At 53.9% G+C, this 17249-nt stretch carries 10 protein-coding genes; 9 read left to right on the top strand and 1 reads right to left on the bottom strand.

The genetic code is table 11. The annotated features are described in order from the left end of the window. The first annotated feature begins 207 nt into the window (after window positions 1–207). From IX84_RS09770 to IX84_RS09735, 8 genes are all read left to right on the top strand, one after another. On the top strand, window positions 208–3033 hold the full coding sequence (locus tag IX84_RS09770; protein ID WP_044219480.1) for a TonB-dependent receptor: 2826 nt from the start codon (window positions 208–210) through the stop codon (window positions 3031–3033). Between the two features lie 15 nt (window positions 3034–3048). Further along, window positions 3049–4656: a hypothetical protein gene (locus IX84_RS09765; RefSeq protein WP_044219477.1), complete on the top strand. Its 1608-nt coding sequence runs from the start codon at window positions 3049–3051 to the stop codon at window positions 4654–4656. Window positions 4657–4745: 89 nt separating this feature from the next. Then, window positions 4746–6218, top strand: a complete 1473-nt coding sequence (locus IX84_RS09760) for a hypothetical protein (protein WP_152604983.1) — start codon at window positions 4746–4748, stop codon at window positions 6216–6218. Between the two features lie 141 nt (window positions 6219–6359). Continuing rightward, complete coding sequence (locus IX84_RS09755; RefSeq protein ID WP_044219473.1) at window positions 6360–6779, top strand: hypothetical protein; 420 nt, start codon at window positions 6360–6362, stop codon at window positions 6777–6779. A gap of 184 nt (window positions 6780–6963) precedes the next feature. Beyond that, complete coding sequence (locus IX84_RS09750; RefSeq protein WP_044219471.1) at window positions 6964–7719, top strand: hypothetical protein; 756 nt, start codon at window positions 6964–6966, stop codon at window positions 7717–7719. A 16-nt stretch (window positions 7720–7735) separates the two neighbouring features. Further along, a complete protein-coding gene (locus IX84_RS09745) occupies window positions 7736–8197 on the top strand; it encodes a CBS domain-containing protein (protein WP_044219468.1) in 462 nt (153 codons plus the stop codon). A 19-nt stretch (window positions 8198–8216) separates the two neighbouring features. Continuing rightward, window positions 8217–8663: a CBS domain-containing protein gene (locus IX84_RS09740; protein ID WP_044219466.1), complete on the top strand. Its 447-nt coding sequence runs from the start codon at window positions 8217–8219 to the stop codon at window positions 8661–8663. Between the two features lie 313 nt (window positions 8664–8976). Further along, on the top strand, window positions 8977–15504 hold the full coding sequence (locus IX84_RS09735; RefSeq protein WP_160213718.1) for a M43 family zinc metalloprotease: 6528 nt from the start codon (window positions 8977–8979) through the stop codon (window positions 15502–15504). Here IX84_RS09735 and IX84_RS09730 read toward each other — a convergent pair whose 3' ends face one another. Next, window positions 15505–16041, bottom strand: a complete 537-nt coding sequence (locus IX84_RS09730) for a YraN family protein (protein WP_044219460.1) — start codon at window positions 16039–16041, stop codon at window positions 15505–15507. A gap of 167 nt (window positions 16042–16208) precedes the next feature. Here IX84_RS09730 and pheS point away from each other — a divergent pair, with 167 nt between their 5' ends. Next, complete coding sequence (gene pheS / locus IX84_RS09725) at window positions 16209–17246, top strand: phenylalanine--tRNA ligase subunit alpha (RefSeq protein WP_044219458.1); 1038 nt, start codon at window positions 16209–16211, stop codon at window positions 17244–17246. Window positions 17247–17249: the final 3 nt, after the last annotated feature.

Below are 17249 nucleotides of genomic sequence, written 5' to 3'. Positions count from 1 at the left end.
AGCAACGTATTCCCCCTTCCCTGTAACCTCAGTGCCATTTTCCTGTAGCTGCCGGACATACATTTGCATTAACTCAAAAACGGGAGAAGGATGAGCTCAGATAAAAACGACCTGGATGAAAAATTGAGATTTAATGCCGTAGTCGAAGTACTCGTCACACTAATAATCCTGGCTGCCGCATTACTGATCCTAAATGCTTTGTAAGCAATGAAGTACCTATTCCAAATAATCATACTACTATTAGCAAGCGCCACCCTGAGTGCACAGACCGGTACCGCTTTCGGTATCATCACAGATGCTGCCACCGGCGAGGCACTGCCCGGGGCTACAGTTGTGGCCATGAGCAACGGCCGGGGCACGATTACCGAACTCACCGGCGAATACCGCCTGCCCAACCTGCCGGCCGGCAAACAGCAACTACAGATTTCCTACATCGGTTACCAAACAGATACCCTGGATGTGGACGTTCCTGCCGGTGGGACGGTGAATGCCAATGTAGAGCTGCTCCTAAATGCCACCGTACTGGGAGAGGTCGTCGTGCGTGGTCAGCTCGAAGGGCAAAAGAAAGCCCTCAACCAACAGCGCTCCGCCGACAATATTATCAATGTGATTTCGGCAGACCTGATCGGCCGCTTCCCTGACCTCAACGTGGCAGAAGCCCTGCAGCGTGTACCCGGTGTGAATATCAGCCGCTCCCGGGGCGAAGGCTCCACGGTTTCGCTGCGGGGAACGCCCACGCACTTTACCACCATCAACATTAATGGCGAGCAGTTGCCTTCCACGCAGAGCGATGGCTCCCGTAATGAATCACTCGACCTTATCCCGGCTGATCAACTGGCCTCTATGGAGATTACCAAAGCCATCACGCCCGATATGGATGGGGATGCCATCGGTGGTACGGTCAACCTGCGTACCCCAACCGCCACAGGCATGGATCTCAAGCTGAAAGCCGAAGCCGGCGGGGGCTACAACAGTATGTCCCAAAGTTACAACGGCATCGGGCGCTTCAAAGCCGGGCGCCGATTTTGGGAAGATGATAAGCTGGGTACCGGCCGCTTCGGTGCCCTCATCGGGCTGAGCTACTTCGAGACCGACAACGAATCTGACGAACTGGAAGCCGTGTGGTCGCCATTTGGGGATACGCCGGTACTTGGCCTGGGCCGGGACACCGTTGTCATCGAAAATCATCAGGTGTCTGACCTCGTCAACCAACGGACGCGCATGGGTGCGACCCTCACCCTGGACTACAAATTTTCACCCAATTCCGACATCATCTTCAACTTCATGTACTCCCGCCGGGGCGATACCGACGAAAGGAACCGCCTCCGCACCTTCCTCAACGAATCTGCCGGCGTCACCTGGGTTTCCCTGGATACCATCCGCGGGGCAGAGCTGCGCCGGGATATCCGCCTGGCGGAGTCTTTTTCTGAGAACCTCTCCTACAACCTGCAGGGACAGCACAAATTTGGTCGCGGCACTATCGACTGGGGGCTCTACCACGCCGATAGCCGGCGGGTGGAAGATGCCCTTATTGGCCGTTTTGAGCGCGGGGAGCAGAGCCGGATCGACCTCTATACGCTGAACTCCTCCGGCATTTACAGCGATTTTGCCCAATTCCGGACCATCGGTAGTGAGCTGGGCTTCTTTGACCCATTCCTGATTACGGATATCAACCGTTTCGAGCAGTCGAGCCTCAACCTCGATGCCACCAACAGCGTGGCTAAGGTCAACTACGAACTACCCTATCAGATTGGTTCGTACCAGGCTACGTTCAAGACCGGGGTTAAATACCGGCGGCAAACCAATATTAAAGCCTTTGACAGCGATGTCTATAACTTTTCAGACCCCAACCGGGTACTCGATCAGTCTGAAGGCTTTGCCAGCGTCATCAGTGATTTTGAGGATGAGAACTTCCTGGACGGCAATGTACGTTTCGGCCCCGGTATAGACCCCGGGAAATACCGGGATTTCGTTGACCGCAACGACAACTTATTCATCTTCGACCCCATTCGGTCTAACCGTAACTCATTCAATGCTTCCTACGAAGCCTCCGAGGACATCATCGCCGGCTATGCCATGACCCGTATACAATTCCGGAACCTCATGGTGCTCGGCGGGCTGCGGTACGAAACCAATGAGGTCAATTACGATGCCTTCTCCGTCAATAATATTACCGGAGAGGCCACTCCCATTACCGATGGGACGAATTACAGCTTTTTGCTGCCCAATATCCACCTGAAGTACAGCCTCGGCAAATTCACCAATCTGAGGGCTGCCGCTACCTGGAGCTACGCACGCGCCAACTTTGACGACATCGTGCCTTTTCTGAATATTGACGAGGAAGGCTCCCGCATACAGGCCGGCAACCCCGATCTGCGCCCCGGCTCCGCCCTCAACCTCGACCTGCTGGCGGAACGCTACCTGGGCAACGTGGGCATTATTTCCGGTGGCCTGTTTTATAAGCAAATCGACGATTTCCAGTTTAGCCGCAACCTGCGCTTTCTGCGCCCGGGCGATCCCTTCTACGATGAGTTCCCAGGCTTCCAGTTCCGGCAGGAGCAAAACGGGGAAACCGCAGTCGTGTACGGTTTTGAGATGAACGTGCAGGCCGCATTATCATTCCTTCCTAAACCACTGGATGGGTTGGGGCTCTTTTTCAACTACACCTTCACCGAATCGGATGCCTTTACCAGCGACCGGGACAACATCAGCCTGCCCGGGCAGGCGACGCATACCTGGAATGCTGCCCTGAGCTACGACTACAAGCAGTTTTCTGTAAAAGGGTCCCTGAACTACAACGGTACCTTCCTGAACACCGTAGCCGGGGAAGCCCGCAACGACCTGGTACAGGAGGGGCGCCTGCAGGTTGATCTGAATGGCTCTGTAGCCGTTACCGATCGCATCACCCTGTTTGGGGAGTTCCTGAATGTGACCAATGCCCCCGTGATTGTCTATCAGGGCATACGGGAGCGCATTGCACAGTATGAAGTCGTAGGCTGGTGGAACCGCTTCGGCCTTTCTTACAGATTATAATAACCGAGTAGAACCATGAGAATCCGAAATACCACACTTCTGTTCAGCCTGGCGCTGCTTTTACTGAGCTGCCAAAAGGACGACAACACCTTTGAAAAGCAAGGCCCGGAAATTCAACCCCTCGTGCCGGTGGAGTCCTTCCGGCAGGACCGGGGGCGGGAAGTCAACCTGAGCTTTGAGCTGCGGGCCATCAGTGGGCTGGGCGCCTTGCAGGTACTAAAAGACGGAGAACCTTATGACAATATCGACTTTCCGGCAGACGACCTGATCTTCCAGTATGACTTTAACTATCTCGTGGAAGAACTCCCGGATGGCACAGCGCTAAACTTTACTCTGGAGCTGACCGATCAGCTTGGCGCTACTGCGGAGCCCTTTACCTTTGAGGTGATAGTTGGCCCGCCCTTCGACATTACCGACGAGACCATTGCCGGCACCGAGGTCAAAGTCATTACTGGCCGGATCAACCGCGACATCCTTTTGGAAGCCCAGCATACCTACCTCATCAACGGGCTGGTATCGGTGGAGGACAACAGTACCCTCACGATTGAGCCCGGCACAACCATCCTCATGCGCACTTTCAATGGTACGGAGGATTCCCGCCTGGCGATTACGCGAGGGTGCCGGATCATTGCCGAAGGCACCAAAGACAGCCCGATTGTCTTCACCAGTCAGGGCATCCTGGATGGCACCGCAGCATGGGGTGATTGGGGCGGCATATTTGTCTACGGCAATGCCCCCACTAATCAGGCCGCAGTGGTCTTTGAGGAAGGCTTCACCTACGGCGGCAATAACCTGGGCGAAAGCTCCGGCTCCCTGCGCTATGTACGCATTGAATATGCAGGCAAAAGTGATGCCGATGGTATTCAGCTATATGGCGTAGGCTCTGGCACGCAAATCCGCTACCTGCAGGTGTGGAACTGCTTCGACAACGGCATCCGTTTCAAAGGCGGCGGGGCGGATATCAAGTATGTCGTAGTGACTGACCACGGGGCCTACGGGCTTTGGGCAGAGCACGGATGGCGGGGCAGAGGGCAATTCCTCCTCTTTCAGACCTCCATTGCGGCTACCATTATCCCGGTCAACTTTAACAACATTGCCCGTTCCCTGGAGCTGCGCAACGATGCCAGCAATTTTGAGCTGGAGCCCCGCACTTACACCTACATCTCCAATGTAACGATGATTGGCAACGGCAGCACCGATGCAGATGGTACCCGGCGGGGGTTCCGGGTCAGAAGGGGCGCAATGGGGCTTTTCCACAATATGATCGCCACCAACTACCCGGACGATGCAGTGCGGGTGGAAGATGTGGCGACCGAACGCCTCGACGATGGCACCATGGAGATCGGCAACATCCGGTCCTGGAGCAACAAGACCAATTACGACGAACTGGCAGCCGATTACTTTCTGCCCGATCCCGATTTCAACCTGAGCGAAGAGCCTGTACCCGGCATCACGCCCGGCAATTTTGTGGGCTCCGTGCCCAGTCCGTTCAATCCGGCAGCAGATGCCCGTTTTGGCAACTGGTTTACACCTGCGCCTTACATCGGTGCAGTCGAAAACGAAGCCAACGACTGGACGGCCGACGGCAGCTGGTGCAAAAACCAGGACGGCACCATACGATAGAAAAATCAAATTTTAACTTCTTCTAAATTCACTTGTCATGAAACCTCAACATTCTTTTTTTCACCCTCTTGTTATTCGCGCTGGGCGGTATGCTTTTATTCCAGGCCTGCGGCGATGACGAAGAGCCTGTTTTCCCTGCACCCGCAATTTCCGTAGTTGGCGACAACCTCGTCAACCTGAAGCCCGGCCAGGATATCACCGTAGAGCTCAGCCTTCAGGCAGAAGGTGGCCTTAGTTCCATCATCGTGAACCGCGGCGGCGGCTTCTTGGAAGAAATCACGCTTCCCGACCCGGACGCCACGACCTTTACCTACACCGGGCAAATAGTTTCTGCCGATGCGATGGAGGGAGAACTGGTGGAGTACGAATTTATTGGTGTGAACACCCAGGACCTGGAGTCTGCTCCGGCAGCTTTCAGCGTGAGTGTCAATCTGTACGATGCCATTGATATTGGTGGCACTTCTGTGTTTGATGTAGACCTGCCGACAGATGGCATCATCCCGGCTGGTACGACTGTGAAGTTCGCCGAGGGCCGTTCTTACTACCTGGCGCAGCCTGCACCAGACGTGAACATCTCTTTTGAGGAAGGCTCCACTTTCCAGATTGAAGCGGGTGTGACCATCTATCTGCAGGCCGGTGTGGATATGGACGTAACGGTCTTTGGTACGGCCGATATCCGCGGCACCGCTGATGCTCCGGTGGTGATGACCAGCGAAAACGTACTGCGCCCCGGTGCAAACCCGGAAGCAGGCGACTGGAACGACTTCCAGATTGAAGGGCAGGGCAAAGGCACCAACAGCGGGTTTGTACAGTACCTGCGTATTGAGTATGCCGGAGACCGGGCTTTCGTCCTGGACGATGTAGGCAACGGCACACAGGTATCTCACGTGCAGGTATGGCAGTGTACAGATGAGGCGATCTTCATTGCTGGTGGCGATGTGAATGTTTCCCACCTCATTGCTACCAACTCCGAAGACACCCAATACCGCACTGATGATGACTACAGCGGCAACATGCAGTTCATCATTGCCGTAAGTACAGTACCCGGTGCAGGCGCAGAGTCCATGTACCTGCGTGGCGACTCAGAGGCGCTGATCTCCAACGTAACTGTAGTAGGGCCAGGTGCTGAGTTTGAACCAGATGGCGAACCAGATGGTGTCCGCTTCTGGTCTACCCGTGGCAACAAAATGTATAATGCCGTAATTACTGGCATCCCTTCCTGGGCAACCCGCGCCGAGGCCAATGAAACCGATGGCCGGCCTGAGGTCACAGACATCAACGGCCCGGTAGTCTTTGCCTACTCCAATGTATTTGGCTGCGATCAACTGGCACGCGATGATGCAGAGCCGTTCTTCACAGATCCCTCATTCAACAACTCTGAAGAAGCCATCCCTGGCATTGGGGCTAACGACTTTGTACCCGACGCCCGCGCAGGCAGCGACTTTGATCCTTCCTCCCTGGGCAGCTTCTTCGCACCGGCCAACTTCAAGGGCGCTATAGAAAGCCCGGATAATGACTGGACACTCGGCTGGGTGAAAAACCCGGATGGAAGTGTACGGTAAGCCTCTAAGAATTTGAGTGTAATTAAGCTTTTCTGTCGGCTGGGCATCATTTGCTCAGCCGTTTTTTTTGCATCAGTGTTGCATTTTTGGAATCCCCGTGTTATTTTTGCAACATCGTTGCATTAAATTAAAATTCTAAAGATGAAAATGCTAAAGTATTCCTCGCTTCTAATGCTAGCGCTCAGCGTAATGGTTTTCACTGGCTGTGATGAAGAAGATGACCATGATCATGACCACGATCACAACGAAATCACAATCAACATCCTGGAGCCTGGTGCCGATGAGGTGGTGGCCGATGCAAGCGACGTTCATATCCATATTGAAGTCGAAGCTACTGATACCAATCATGATATTGACATCGTTCTCCATCCAGATGGTGATGTAGATACTAAGATTATTGATCAGCACATGCATGACCACGATCAAAAAGTTGTTTTCGAGCAGGACATTGATCTGTCAGGGTATCCTGCAGGCACTAAATTCCACCTCGAAGTGGAAGCCTGTAGTGACCACGATTGCGAAGAGAAAGTGTTTGCTGATGTAGAGTTCTCTATTCAGTAAGCCCCTGTTCCTCAGCCCGGCTTAACCTAAAGCGCCGGTAGTGCCTCTGTTGCATTACCGGCGCTTTTTTTTGCCCTCTACTCACTGACCACCTAACCAAAGTCACTGAAAACCACTGAGAAAAGTCATCTGCTTTGCGCTGAAATTCCGGTTACATTTGAATAGAACATAAAACCAGGGCATCATGAAAAACTTCATCCGGACTACGATACTGCTTTTGGCGACTTTGCTGATGACCAGCGCTGCCAGGCGGGATGTGCGCCCCGGCATGGTGCAATTTGACCGGGCATTTCTACCGGCACTGGATTACACCCTGCAAGCCAATACGCACGATGCTAAAAAGGCCGTCTTCTACCTGGAATTCCGCTGGCGTCGGCTGCGCGATCAGCTCGCGCATCAGTACCCTGCCGAAAAGGAGACCCTGCGCCGCATTGACAGCTGGCTGGGCGATGCGTACTATGCAATTGATGCTAACCGCCCCTACACAGCAGCCAATCAGTTAGAGCACGTGAAGTACGAACTGATGGTCCTGCGCGGGCACTACGGCATCGACTACTATCTGGATGACCTTTATGACTTTCAGGGCGGACTGGAGCTGCTCACAGAAGCCGCCAGTGATGAAATGCTTTGCCTTATGGATTGGGGTGAATTTATTGCCCTCGGCAAGGAGCTCCGCCTGGAATGGCAGTACATTATGCAAAAGCCTTTTGATCAGGAATTGTACGACTTTGACGACCAAACCGTCAAACGACTGATATACGAACAACGAGCAATGGCGGAAGCTCTATATACTTTCGCAAAAGCAACCAACCGGGCAGACCGGAATGCAGTAGCCACTGCGGCCAAAGACCTCATGCCTCACTACAACGAAGTACTAAGGCTCTTTGGAGACTACCAGTCTACGCAAACATTCTTTGCCCGGCACAACCTTATTAGATAACAGAAAATCGGCCATTATGAATCCGGACACACCTATTCGGGAAATTATGACAACCAACCTCATTACGGTTGGGCCCGACCGCACCGTAGAAGCCATTCAGGAGCTGTTCCGCGAGAATGAATTCCATCATATCCCAGTCGTTGACCGGGGCGAACGTCTGATCGGCATCATCAGCAAGGAAGATGTTTTCAAGCTTTCTTATGTACTGTCGCTACAGACCACCGGCAAGAAGTATTCTGAAAAGGAATACCAAAGCCTGAAAGCAACCGACATTATGACCCGTTATCCGGTCACGCTTGACCCTGACGATACCGTGGGGTTGGCAGCAGATATCTTCCTGGCCAACAAGTTCCATGCCCTACCCATCGTCGAAGACGATCAGTTGATGGGGCTGGTGACTACGCACGATCTGCTTTCGTACCGGTTTGGAGAGCCTATGCCTCCCAAGCAGGAAGAAGTATTCGAAGAAGAACTTTAAATCCGAAAAATCAACAGCCATGACTGATAAAACCACCACCGTTGCTCAAATCATGAGCACACCTGTAATCACAGTGGGGCCGAATGACACAATGAGTGATGTACAGGATATCTTCCGCAAAAACAACATCCACCACATCCCTGTGGTCGACGATGGCAAAGTGGTGGGTATCATCAGCAAGTCTGATTACTATCGCCTGTTGCACGGCTTCACCCTGTTTAAAACTCAGAAAAGCGAACAGTACAACGATGCCATCATGCGCTCCCTCCTGGCCGGAGAAGCCATGACCCGGCAGGTGGCTACCCTTGCTCCCGGTGATTCGCTGGAAATGGCCGTCGGCTTTTTCCGGGAGAACCTCTTCCACGCCTTACCGGTAGTGGACAAAGGCCGCCTCATCGGCATTGTGACGACTTTTGATTTGCTTACGCACGCTTATTCCACACCCTTTATGATGGAAGAGCAATAAGAAACATACACTTCTTGGTTTATTTCAGCCGCTTCCGGAATGCCTCGGGAGCGGCTGATTTTTTATTGGAAAATCCGTATCTTAAGGGAGCTTAAGTGATGCACAGACCTACAGACGAACCAAAACACGGTTTAGCCGGTCTTATATACGACATTGCTATACTGACGCTGTTGGGGTTTGGGCGGGCCATACCTCCAACAGGTCAGCATTTACTCGGCCGTCGTGGTTTAGCTACTGACGATCATATGGATGTCAGCACAGGTTCGACCAAACCACTTCGTGACGAGTATATTTAACCACAATGCGCTTAGCTATGAAAACAAATTACCCATTATTATCCCTTAGAAGTGGTGTAGCCCTATACTGTGCACTTGCTTTTCTGATGGTTTCGGCTCCGTTTGCTGTAGCGCAGGAGACTTGCGCACAATCGCTGCTCCACGAACGGCTCATGACCGAAGACGAAGCCTACCGGCAGCGGCATTTAGCCTTTGAGGAAAGGCTGGCGGACAAGCGCTCTCGGATCAGCGCATCAGCCCGGTCCAATGACGAACTGCTCGTCCTCCCCGTTGTCTTCCATATCATTCAGAGCGATGAACAGGACCCCGTGCCGGATGCGCAGATGCAACAGGCCTTGCAGCACCTCAATGATGCCTTTGCAAATACCGGCTACTACAATGCCGCGCAGGGCAGCAACACCTATATTCAATTCTGTATGGCGCAACGCACACCGGACAATTTACCCTCCACCGGTGTGGAAAGGGTGACCTCCCCCCTGGCTGTGATGGAAGAGCAGGAAAACGACATTGAACTGAAAAACCTGAGCAGGTACGCCCCCCTGCACTACATCAACATCTGGGTGGTGGAAGAAGTCTGCATAAACGGCAATTGCAACTTCCTTGGCTACGCCTTCCTGCCCGGCGCACACGGACAGGACCGAGATGGTATTGTCGTAGAAGCTGACTACACTGGCACATCGCCCGACAGCAGCAGTCTCCTTGCCCACGAAATGGGGCACTACCTTGGGCTGTACCACACCTTTGAGGGCGGGTGCGAAAATGACAACTGCCTGTTCGACGGCGACCGCGTTTGTGATACGCCGCCCGATCAGACGACTGCCAAGCCGCCCTGCGACCAACCCGATAACAGTTGCTTTACCGATACCGTCGATGTTTCCGACAACAACCCCTTCCGCCCGCTAAGCCTGGGCGGGCTGGGGGATCAGCCGGATGATTACCGCAACCACATGGACTACAGCCGCCTGGAATGTGGCATTCATTTCACCCCGGACCAGATCGAACGTATGCGGCTATCTGCCTTAAACCAACGGCAAAGCCTCCTGAGCTCATTCGGCTGCCGCCCGCCCTGCCCGGCACCGGTTACGGCCGATTTTGCCCCCCTGCCGGCATCCGTCCCTCTGGATGTGCCCATTCCCCTGGAGAACCTCTCGACTAATGCGGACACCTATGCCTGGTACCTCAACGACAGCCTGATCAGTACCACCGCCAATCCGGTGTGGACGCCTGGTACCCTGGCCCCGCAGCAACTTCGATTAGTGGCTTCCAGTGGAGATACGCTCTGCCAGCCCGCAGTATTTCAGCAGCAGGTCACGGTCTTTTGCCCTGTTGTCGCCGCCTTCACGCCCACGGACACCACTGTGCTTGTCGGCGCCACGCTGAATTTCGAGAACACCTCCACCGGTGCCAATGCTTACCGGTGGTTCCTACAGGACAGCCTGGTCTCTACAGCGGATTCCTATACATTCAGCAGTAGCACGCCTGGTTTCTACGAGATTTGCCTGGAAGCAAGCACCGGTCTCTGTGCCGAGGCTATTTGCAACCGTTTTCAGGTACAAGGGCCCTACAATGGTGGCCCGTGCGAGAATACCTTTATCACATCTGTCACAGATACTTTTACAAATGAAGTGGAGTTTCCACATCTAACGGATATCGAATTCGCCCCGGATGGTGGGTTATACTTTTCAGGCTATGTAGGCAGTAGCTTTTTCAATAGTCAGAACTCCTTCATCAGTAAAGTCAACCCGGATGGACAAATCGGTTGGACCAGACAAATTGATATTGACCCGGATTTGAGGATATTTCAGATTACCCCCTCCGAAAACGGGATAATAGCTTGCAGCGGTAATGGATTCAACTATGGGTTCAACTTGATGGAGATCAATACCCAAACCGGAAATATTGACTGGGCAGAAAGGTGGTGGGCAGGTCCCGACACAACAGTACTTATTCAAAACATAACCCCTCTTGAAAATAGCGATAGTTACTGGCTAGCTGGAGACTACAATATTGACCTGGGAAATAACAACTACTTACAAAGAGACTTTTACGGCAAGTACAATAGCCATACCAATTCACTGGACTTCATACGGTCCTTCAATTACTATGAAAATGCCTACACTATAGACATCTCCGGCCCAATTGAAAACGCTGTTCTACTCAATGAGCATTTTTACCAGACCGTACATTGGGCTGATTCGACCTCCAGTAATGTTATACTTGAAGCGCTACAGCCAGATGGAACTATACTTTTTTCCAAAGAATATTTACCTCAAGTTGACTCAGGCACAACTTATTTCCCTGGTGCTATGCTTGCCACCGAAGATGCACTTTTCCTGACCGGCACTGTCGCCACGGAGAATATTTTAGGTAGTGAGACACTAATAATTAAACTTACGCCAAACGGAGAGGTCATTTGGTCAAAAAGCTATAGTTCGGAGAGCTTACTTTACCTTCAAGGTGGATCCAGCCTTTCGCAAAAGGCCAACGGAAACATTTTATTGGGCTCACAGGGAGCATCAGGCACCATAGACAACCCCAACAATTTTCACGCTTTTATAGAAATTGACCCTGATGGGATACCCATTGAAGCCGTACAGGTAGACTACACTACACTGAGTGACAATCACTTTTACACTTTTTACAAATTACTGCACCGGGACAGCACCACCACTTTCGTCACCGTTAACGAAGACCTAAGCTTCGAAATCCGCAAAGTGTACGAAGATTGGACAGGCTGCACCCCGTTCCTCCCGTTAGCAATAGAGAGCGAAGATGTGGCCGTCGAAGTCATTGAGCACCAACCCACTTTGGAAGATGTACCACTGGAACGCATCCCCATTACCGGGAGCACAAGCCCTTTTTACAGAAACCATGAGGTCACCTGCTACTTCGAGCCGGCCCCCTGCCCGCAGGCGGAAATCTGCGACAATGGGCTGGACGATAACTTCAACGGGCTGACCGATTGTGAAGACGAAGCCTGCCCCTGCTCGGCAGACTGCGGGCAGACTTTTGTCCAATTGCTAGATGCAGGCAGCGGGGCAACCACGTTGGTACAAGGCAACAACGGCGATTTCTACCTGGGCGGCCACGCGGGTGAAGCCGCTGCCATTACCCGCGCCACACTGGCGGGAAGCATCGTCTGGCAGTACACCTTTGACCTGAGCCCGGGCGCAGACCGCATCGTCCACCTGCGACCCGATGGCAGTGGCTTGCTGCTGGGCGGCGCTATCGGACAAGCCGGGGACGAGCGATGGGGCACCCTTTTCAAATACGACCCGGTAGATAACGCCCTGCTTTGGTCGACCACCCTGCCACTTGGCAACAACGGTAGCCTCCGGAAAATCGCCCTGAACCCCGAAAATGGCCATCTTTTCTTTACGGGCAGCCTGGGGCAGGGCAACACCACAGCGGGCCTGCTGGGCGAAGTAGACACTGGTTCCGGGGCATTGCTCTGGCACCGGCAACTGGCGCAGGGCGATCAGGCTTTTCTGGAAGGGCTGACGGTTGTAGGCAGCGCCATTTACGCCACCGGGCAGGCCGGTTTTGAAACCGGCCCGGGCAGCGCCCGCCCTGTCAATGCCGCCTTCACACTGACAGGCGCAGAAGTCTGGTCGAGGCAGTACCTTGCTCCTCCCGGCGTCACCGCCCAACTCTCAGGAAGAGCGATTGCGCCGGATGCCACCGGGCTGATTTCCGCTTTTCAGGGCGCACCGGCGGGCACCGATGCGCAGGCTGAAGGTATCATTGGGCTATACAAAACGGACTTCTCCGGCAATCTGGTTTGGGGCAGGGCCTTCGAGGTGCCCGGCTATACCGCCCTCCAGCCCGGGCTGGAACTGGTCAGGGCGCAGGATGGCTTCCTCCTGAGTGCGGTGGGCCAGGGAGAAAGCCAGGATTTGCTCCTCCTCAAAATCGATGCTGAAGGCAATCCGCAGTGGGCGAGAAAATACGGATTGCCGGATCAAAGCACTTTTGCTTTTGCGGAGGGCGGCGGCAACCGTATTTTGCAAACCGGCAGTTCCATCTACCTGGTGAGCACTTCAATAGATGCCGGAGGGACTGAAAATGCGCTATTCATCCGCACCAATCTGGAGGGGGAAATCCTGGAGGGGGAATGCACCTTCACCGCACCGGTCACCGTCAATGCTACCGACTGGGAGGTACTGCACGAAGAGGCCTACACCGCTCAGCCCCTGCCGCACAGCTTCGACCCGGCCGTTTCTCAGCCAGAGCCTGGGGTAGGCAGCCTGAGCAACACCTTCCTGTGCAGCCCGCCGACCTGCGAAGACCTCTGCGTCCAAAACCTGGTACTGGAAGTTGACAGCGTATTCTGCAACGGGGACAGTCTGCGCACCCGAATCCGGATTTGTAATTTTGAAGCCGGCCCGTTCTTTGGAGCGTTGCCCGTGACTTACTACGATGGGAACCCACAGTCCGGCGCAGTAGCAATAGACAGCTTTGTCGTGCAGGTGGACAGCATCCTGAACAACCGCTGCGACACCCTTTGGCTTGACCTGCCCTATCCTTCGGGCACTGGATATCTGGTGCTGAATGACAACGGCAGCACTGCACCCCCTTTCGACCCGGAGACTGCTTTTGCCGGAGGTGCCATCATTGAATGCACCTATCTGGACAACCTCGCGCCTTTGCCCTTGCAGCGCACTGCGCCGGTGGCGGACCTTGGCCCCGATCAGGAAGCCTGTGAGAATGCCACCGTTGTCCTGTCGCCTGGCAACTTTGATGAATACCTTTGGCAGGACGGCAGCACAGAAAGCACCTACACCATTTTCGATGCCGGTACTTTTTGGGTGGAAGTGACGAACCGCTGCGCCCTTAGCGATGCAGATACTATTCAGGTGACCTATACCGACCCCGTAGTGCTGAGTGCAGACCCTGCGGTAGGCTTCCTCTGCCCGGAGGATACCGTACAATTATCAGCCGAAGCCCTCAGCGGCTATACCGTGGAGTGGTCGCCTGCGGGCAGCCTGAGCTGTACCAACTGCACCACGCCCCTTGCCAGCCCGGACAGTACGACCCTGTACGTTGTAACCTCTGAGAATGGCGAAGGTTGTGCCAGCGTGGACAGCATTACCCTCAGTCTGATTCCCTGCGATCAAACACTGGACACGGTTGTCTGTGCCAATGACAGCCTCCTGCTTGAAAATACCTGGTTCCTCCCCGGAGATGCCGACACCCTGACCGATGCTTCCGGCACACTACAACTGATTAGGGTTACCCCTATTGACACCCAACTTGTATTCCTGGATACGCTGGCCTGCGCTGGCGGGACTATCGACTATGCCGGTACCACACTCGCTCCGGACACCACTGCTCTGTTCACCTTTACCAATGCGGAAGGCTGTGACTCTACGGTTGTCTTCAACGTAGGAGCAAGGCCACCCATAACCGGCAGTTCAAACCTACAGATTTGCGCGGGCGATACGGCAACGGTTTTTGGCTTGCCGCAGACCGAAGCCGGTACGTATGCTCAAACCTTTGCATCAGTTACCGGCTGCGACTCCGTCCACACTTTAACGCTGACCGTGGTTGATACCCCATCCGTTCAGTTGGATGATGCACGGCTCGATTGCACGACCCTGACAGGCGAATTGGAAGGCAGTCCTTTCGGGGGCACACCGCCCTACGCTTACACATGGAGTAATGGCCCTACCACTGCTTCAAATACCAAGCTGATGCCAGGGTTGTACACCCTTACCATCACCGACGCTAATGGCTGTACCAATTCGACCAATGCCAGGGTGCTGGATGAGCTGCCACAAATCGCCCTCTCGGCAATCGTGGATTCCGCCTCCTGCTTTGGGACTCCCGATGGACAGATTACCGTTTCGGAAAGTACTGGTGGTACGGCTCCCTACGCCTACCGCCTCGACGATGGTGAATTCTTTGAAAATCGTCAGTTCGACAACCTGGAAGCCGGTGTCTATACCTTGTCCATTCGCGATGCGCGGGGATGCCTGAGCGACACCCAAATCGTGGTAGGCAGCCCCCCTGAATTACTGTTAGCCCTTCCCGCCGACACGACTCTGGAACTGGGCCAGACAGTAGAACTTGCGGCTCAGGTGAGTGGCGGGCCAGACCGGTTTGAATGGTCTCCTCCAGATGGCCTTGATTGTACCGATTGCCCCAGCCCAATAGCCCAACCAGTAGAGACGACCACCTATCAGTTGCTGATCACCACCCTGGAAGGCTGTGCCACAGCGGAAAGCATCACCATTATTGTGGAGCGCCCCAGAAAGCTTTACATCCCAAATGTCTTTTCACCCAATGGTGATGGCAGAAATGATGTATTCCGGATTTTCCCCGGCCCTGGGATTCAGCAAATTGTACAAGCACAGATTTTTGACCGTTGGGGCGGGTTGGTCTTTGAAGCAGGCAACTACACACCGGATGCCACGCAACCTACCTGGGACGGCACCGTTGGCGGCAATCTGATGTCCTCCGGAGTCTTCACCTATACGATTGAAGTGTTGTTTATTGATGGGCAGGTGGAGCGCTTTTCGGGCAGTGTGCTGCTTTTGCGGTAGTTAAAACACCCGCGGCTCAAACCCCTCCGCATTCATGATGGCAGCGGAATCACCGGTGGCGCGGATGACGAACAGGCCTCGTTTTTCGGCCATATCTTCGCTGTTTTCCTCCGCACGCAGGAAGGCGACAGCACCGTAAACGTTGTGGTCATGGTATTCGGACAGCCAGGTTTTTACCTGTTGCAGCTTTTTGACGTGCTGACGGACATGCTTCGTGCGCAAGGTAGTCTTGACTTCAATGACCACGATCTCTTTGCCGTTATGGGCAATGATGTCGAACTCATAGCTAGTGCCTTCATAGGTACCTTTCACGCGGGTGGAGGTCCGGTTAATTTTGATACCCTTTTCCTGAAGGATCCGCACCACATCACCCTCAACCAGAGACTCCATGAGGCGCCCCCACTGTGATTCGAATAAGTCGAAAGCCTGTTGAATCCGTTTGTCGGTTTCCTTGAACTTTGCATCTGTTTCTTTGAACTTTGCGTCCGTCTCCTTAAACAGTTGCTTGATTTCTGCCCAGGTCAATTCTTCTGCCATGAGTAGTCCGTTTTAGATTTATGCTTAATGTAAAACTCCTGTTGAGGCGGTTAAGTTCCCAACTCCCTGCACCAGGCAGCCTTTTACAAGCCCCCGGGCAGCATATCTACCACAATTTTTCTACCTTTGGGCGTCTTAAATTGGACTTGAAAAATATCCGAACCGCTATGTCAGCAGACACCTTCCGCAAAGTAGACGAAATGAAGGCGGCCATTGAGGCCGATCAGCCGGGCGACCTGCAGGCGCTCGAGCAGTTTCGCATCAAATACCTGGGCTCCAAAAACGTCATTAAGGTACTATTTGGAGAAATCCGTAATATCCCGAACGAGCAGAAAAAGGAGTACGGTCAGCGGGTCAATGCTGTAAAGGAAGCCGCAGAGGCCAAGTACAACAGCCTGAAACAGCAGCTCGAAACTGCGGCAGAAGAAGCGGCCGTCAAAGACATCGACCTGACCGCACCGGGCGAACCCATCGAACTGGGCTCCCGCCACCCGATTGCGGTGACGATGAACCGCATTATCCGCATCTTTGAGCGTATTGGTTTTGTGGTGGCCGACGACCGGGAAATTGAGGACGACTGGCACAACTTCACCGCTATGAATACGCCGGAAGACCACCCGGCACGCGATATGCAGGACACTTTCTACCTGCAAAACAGCATGGAGATGCTCCTGCGTACGCATACGTCTTCCGTACAGGCACGGGTGATGAAGCATACACAGCCGCCCATCCGTATTATTGCGCCGGGCCGGGTGTACCGCAACGAGACCGTCTCTGCACGCTCCCACTGTCAGTTCCATCAGGTGGAAGGCTTGTATGTGGATGAGAACGTCTCTTTCGCTGACCTGAAGCAGACGCTGCTGTACTTCGCCCGGGAGATGTTCGGGCCCGATGCGCAAATCCGCCTGCGCCCTTCCTACTTTCCATTCACCGAGCCAAGCGCGGAGATGGATGTCTACCTCGGCACCGAAACCGAGAAAGATTACCGCCTCACCAAAGGCACCGGATGGCTGGAAATCCTGGGCTGTGGCATGGTCGATCCTACTGTGTTGGAAAACTGTGGTATTGACTCGACTAAGTATACCGGCTTTGCCTTCGGCATGGGTATTGAGCGGCAGGCGCTGCGCCTGTATGACATCGGCGACATCCGCCTTTTCTTTGAGAACGATGTGCGCTTCCTGAAGCAATTCGCTTCTACGATCTAGAAA

The sequence above is a fragment of the Phaeodactylibacter xiamenensis genome (genome assembly GCF_000759025.1).
Taxonomy (GTDB): domain Bacteria; phylum Bacteroidota; class Bacteroidia; order Chitinophagales; family Saprospiraceae; genus Phaeodactylibacter; species Phaeodactylibacter xiamenensis.
Note: the sequence above shows the minus strand (reverse complement) of the source record. Positions and strands in the feature narration are given on the sequence as shown.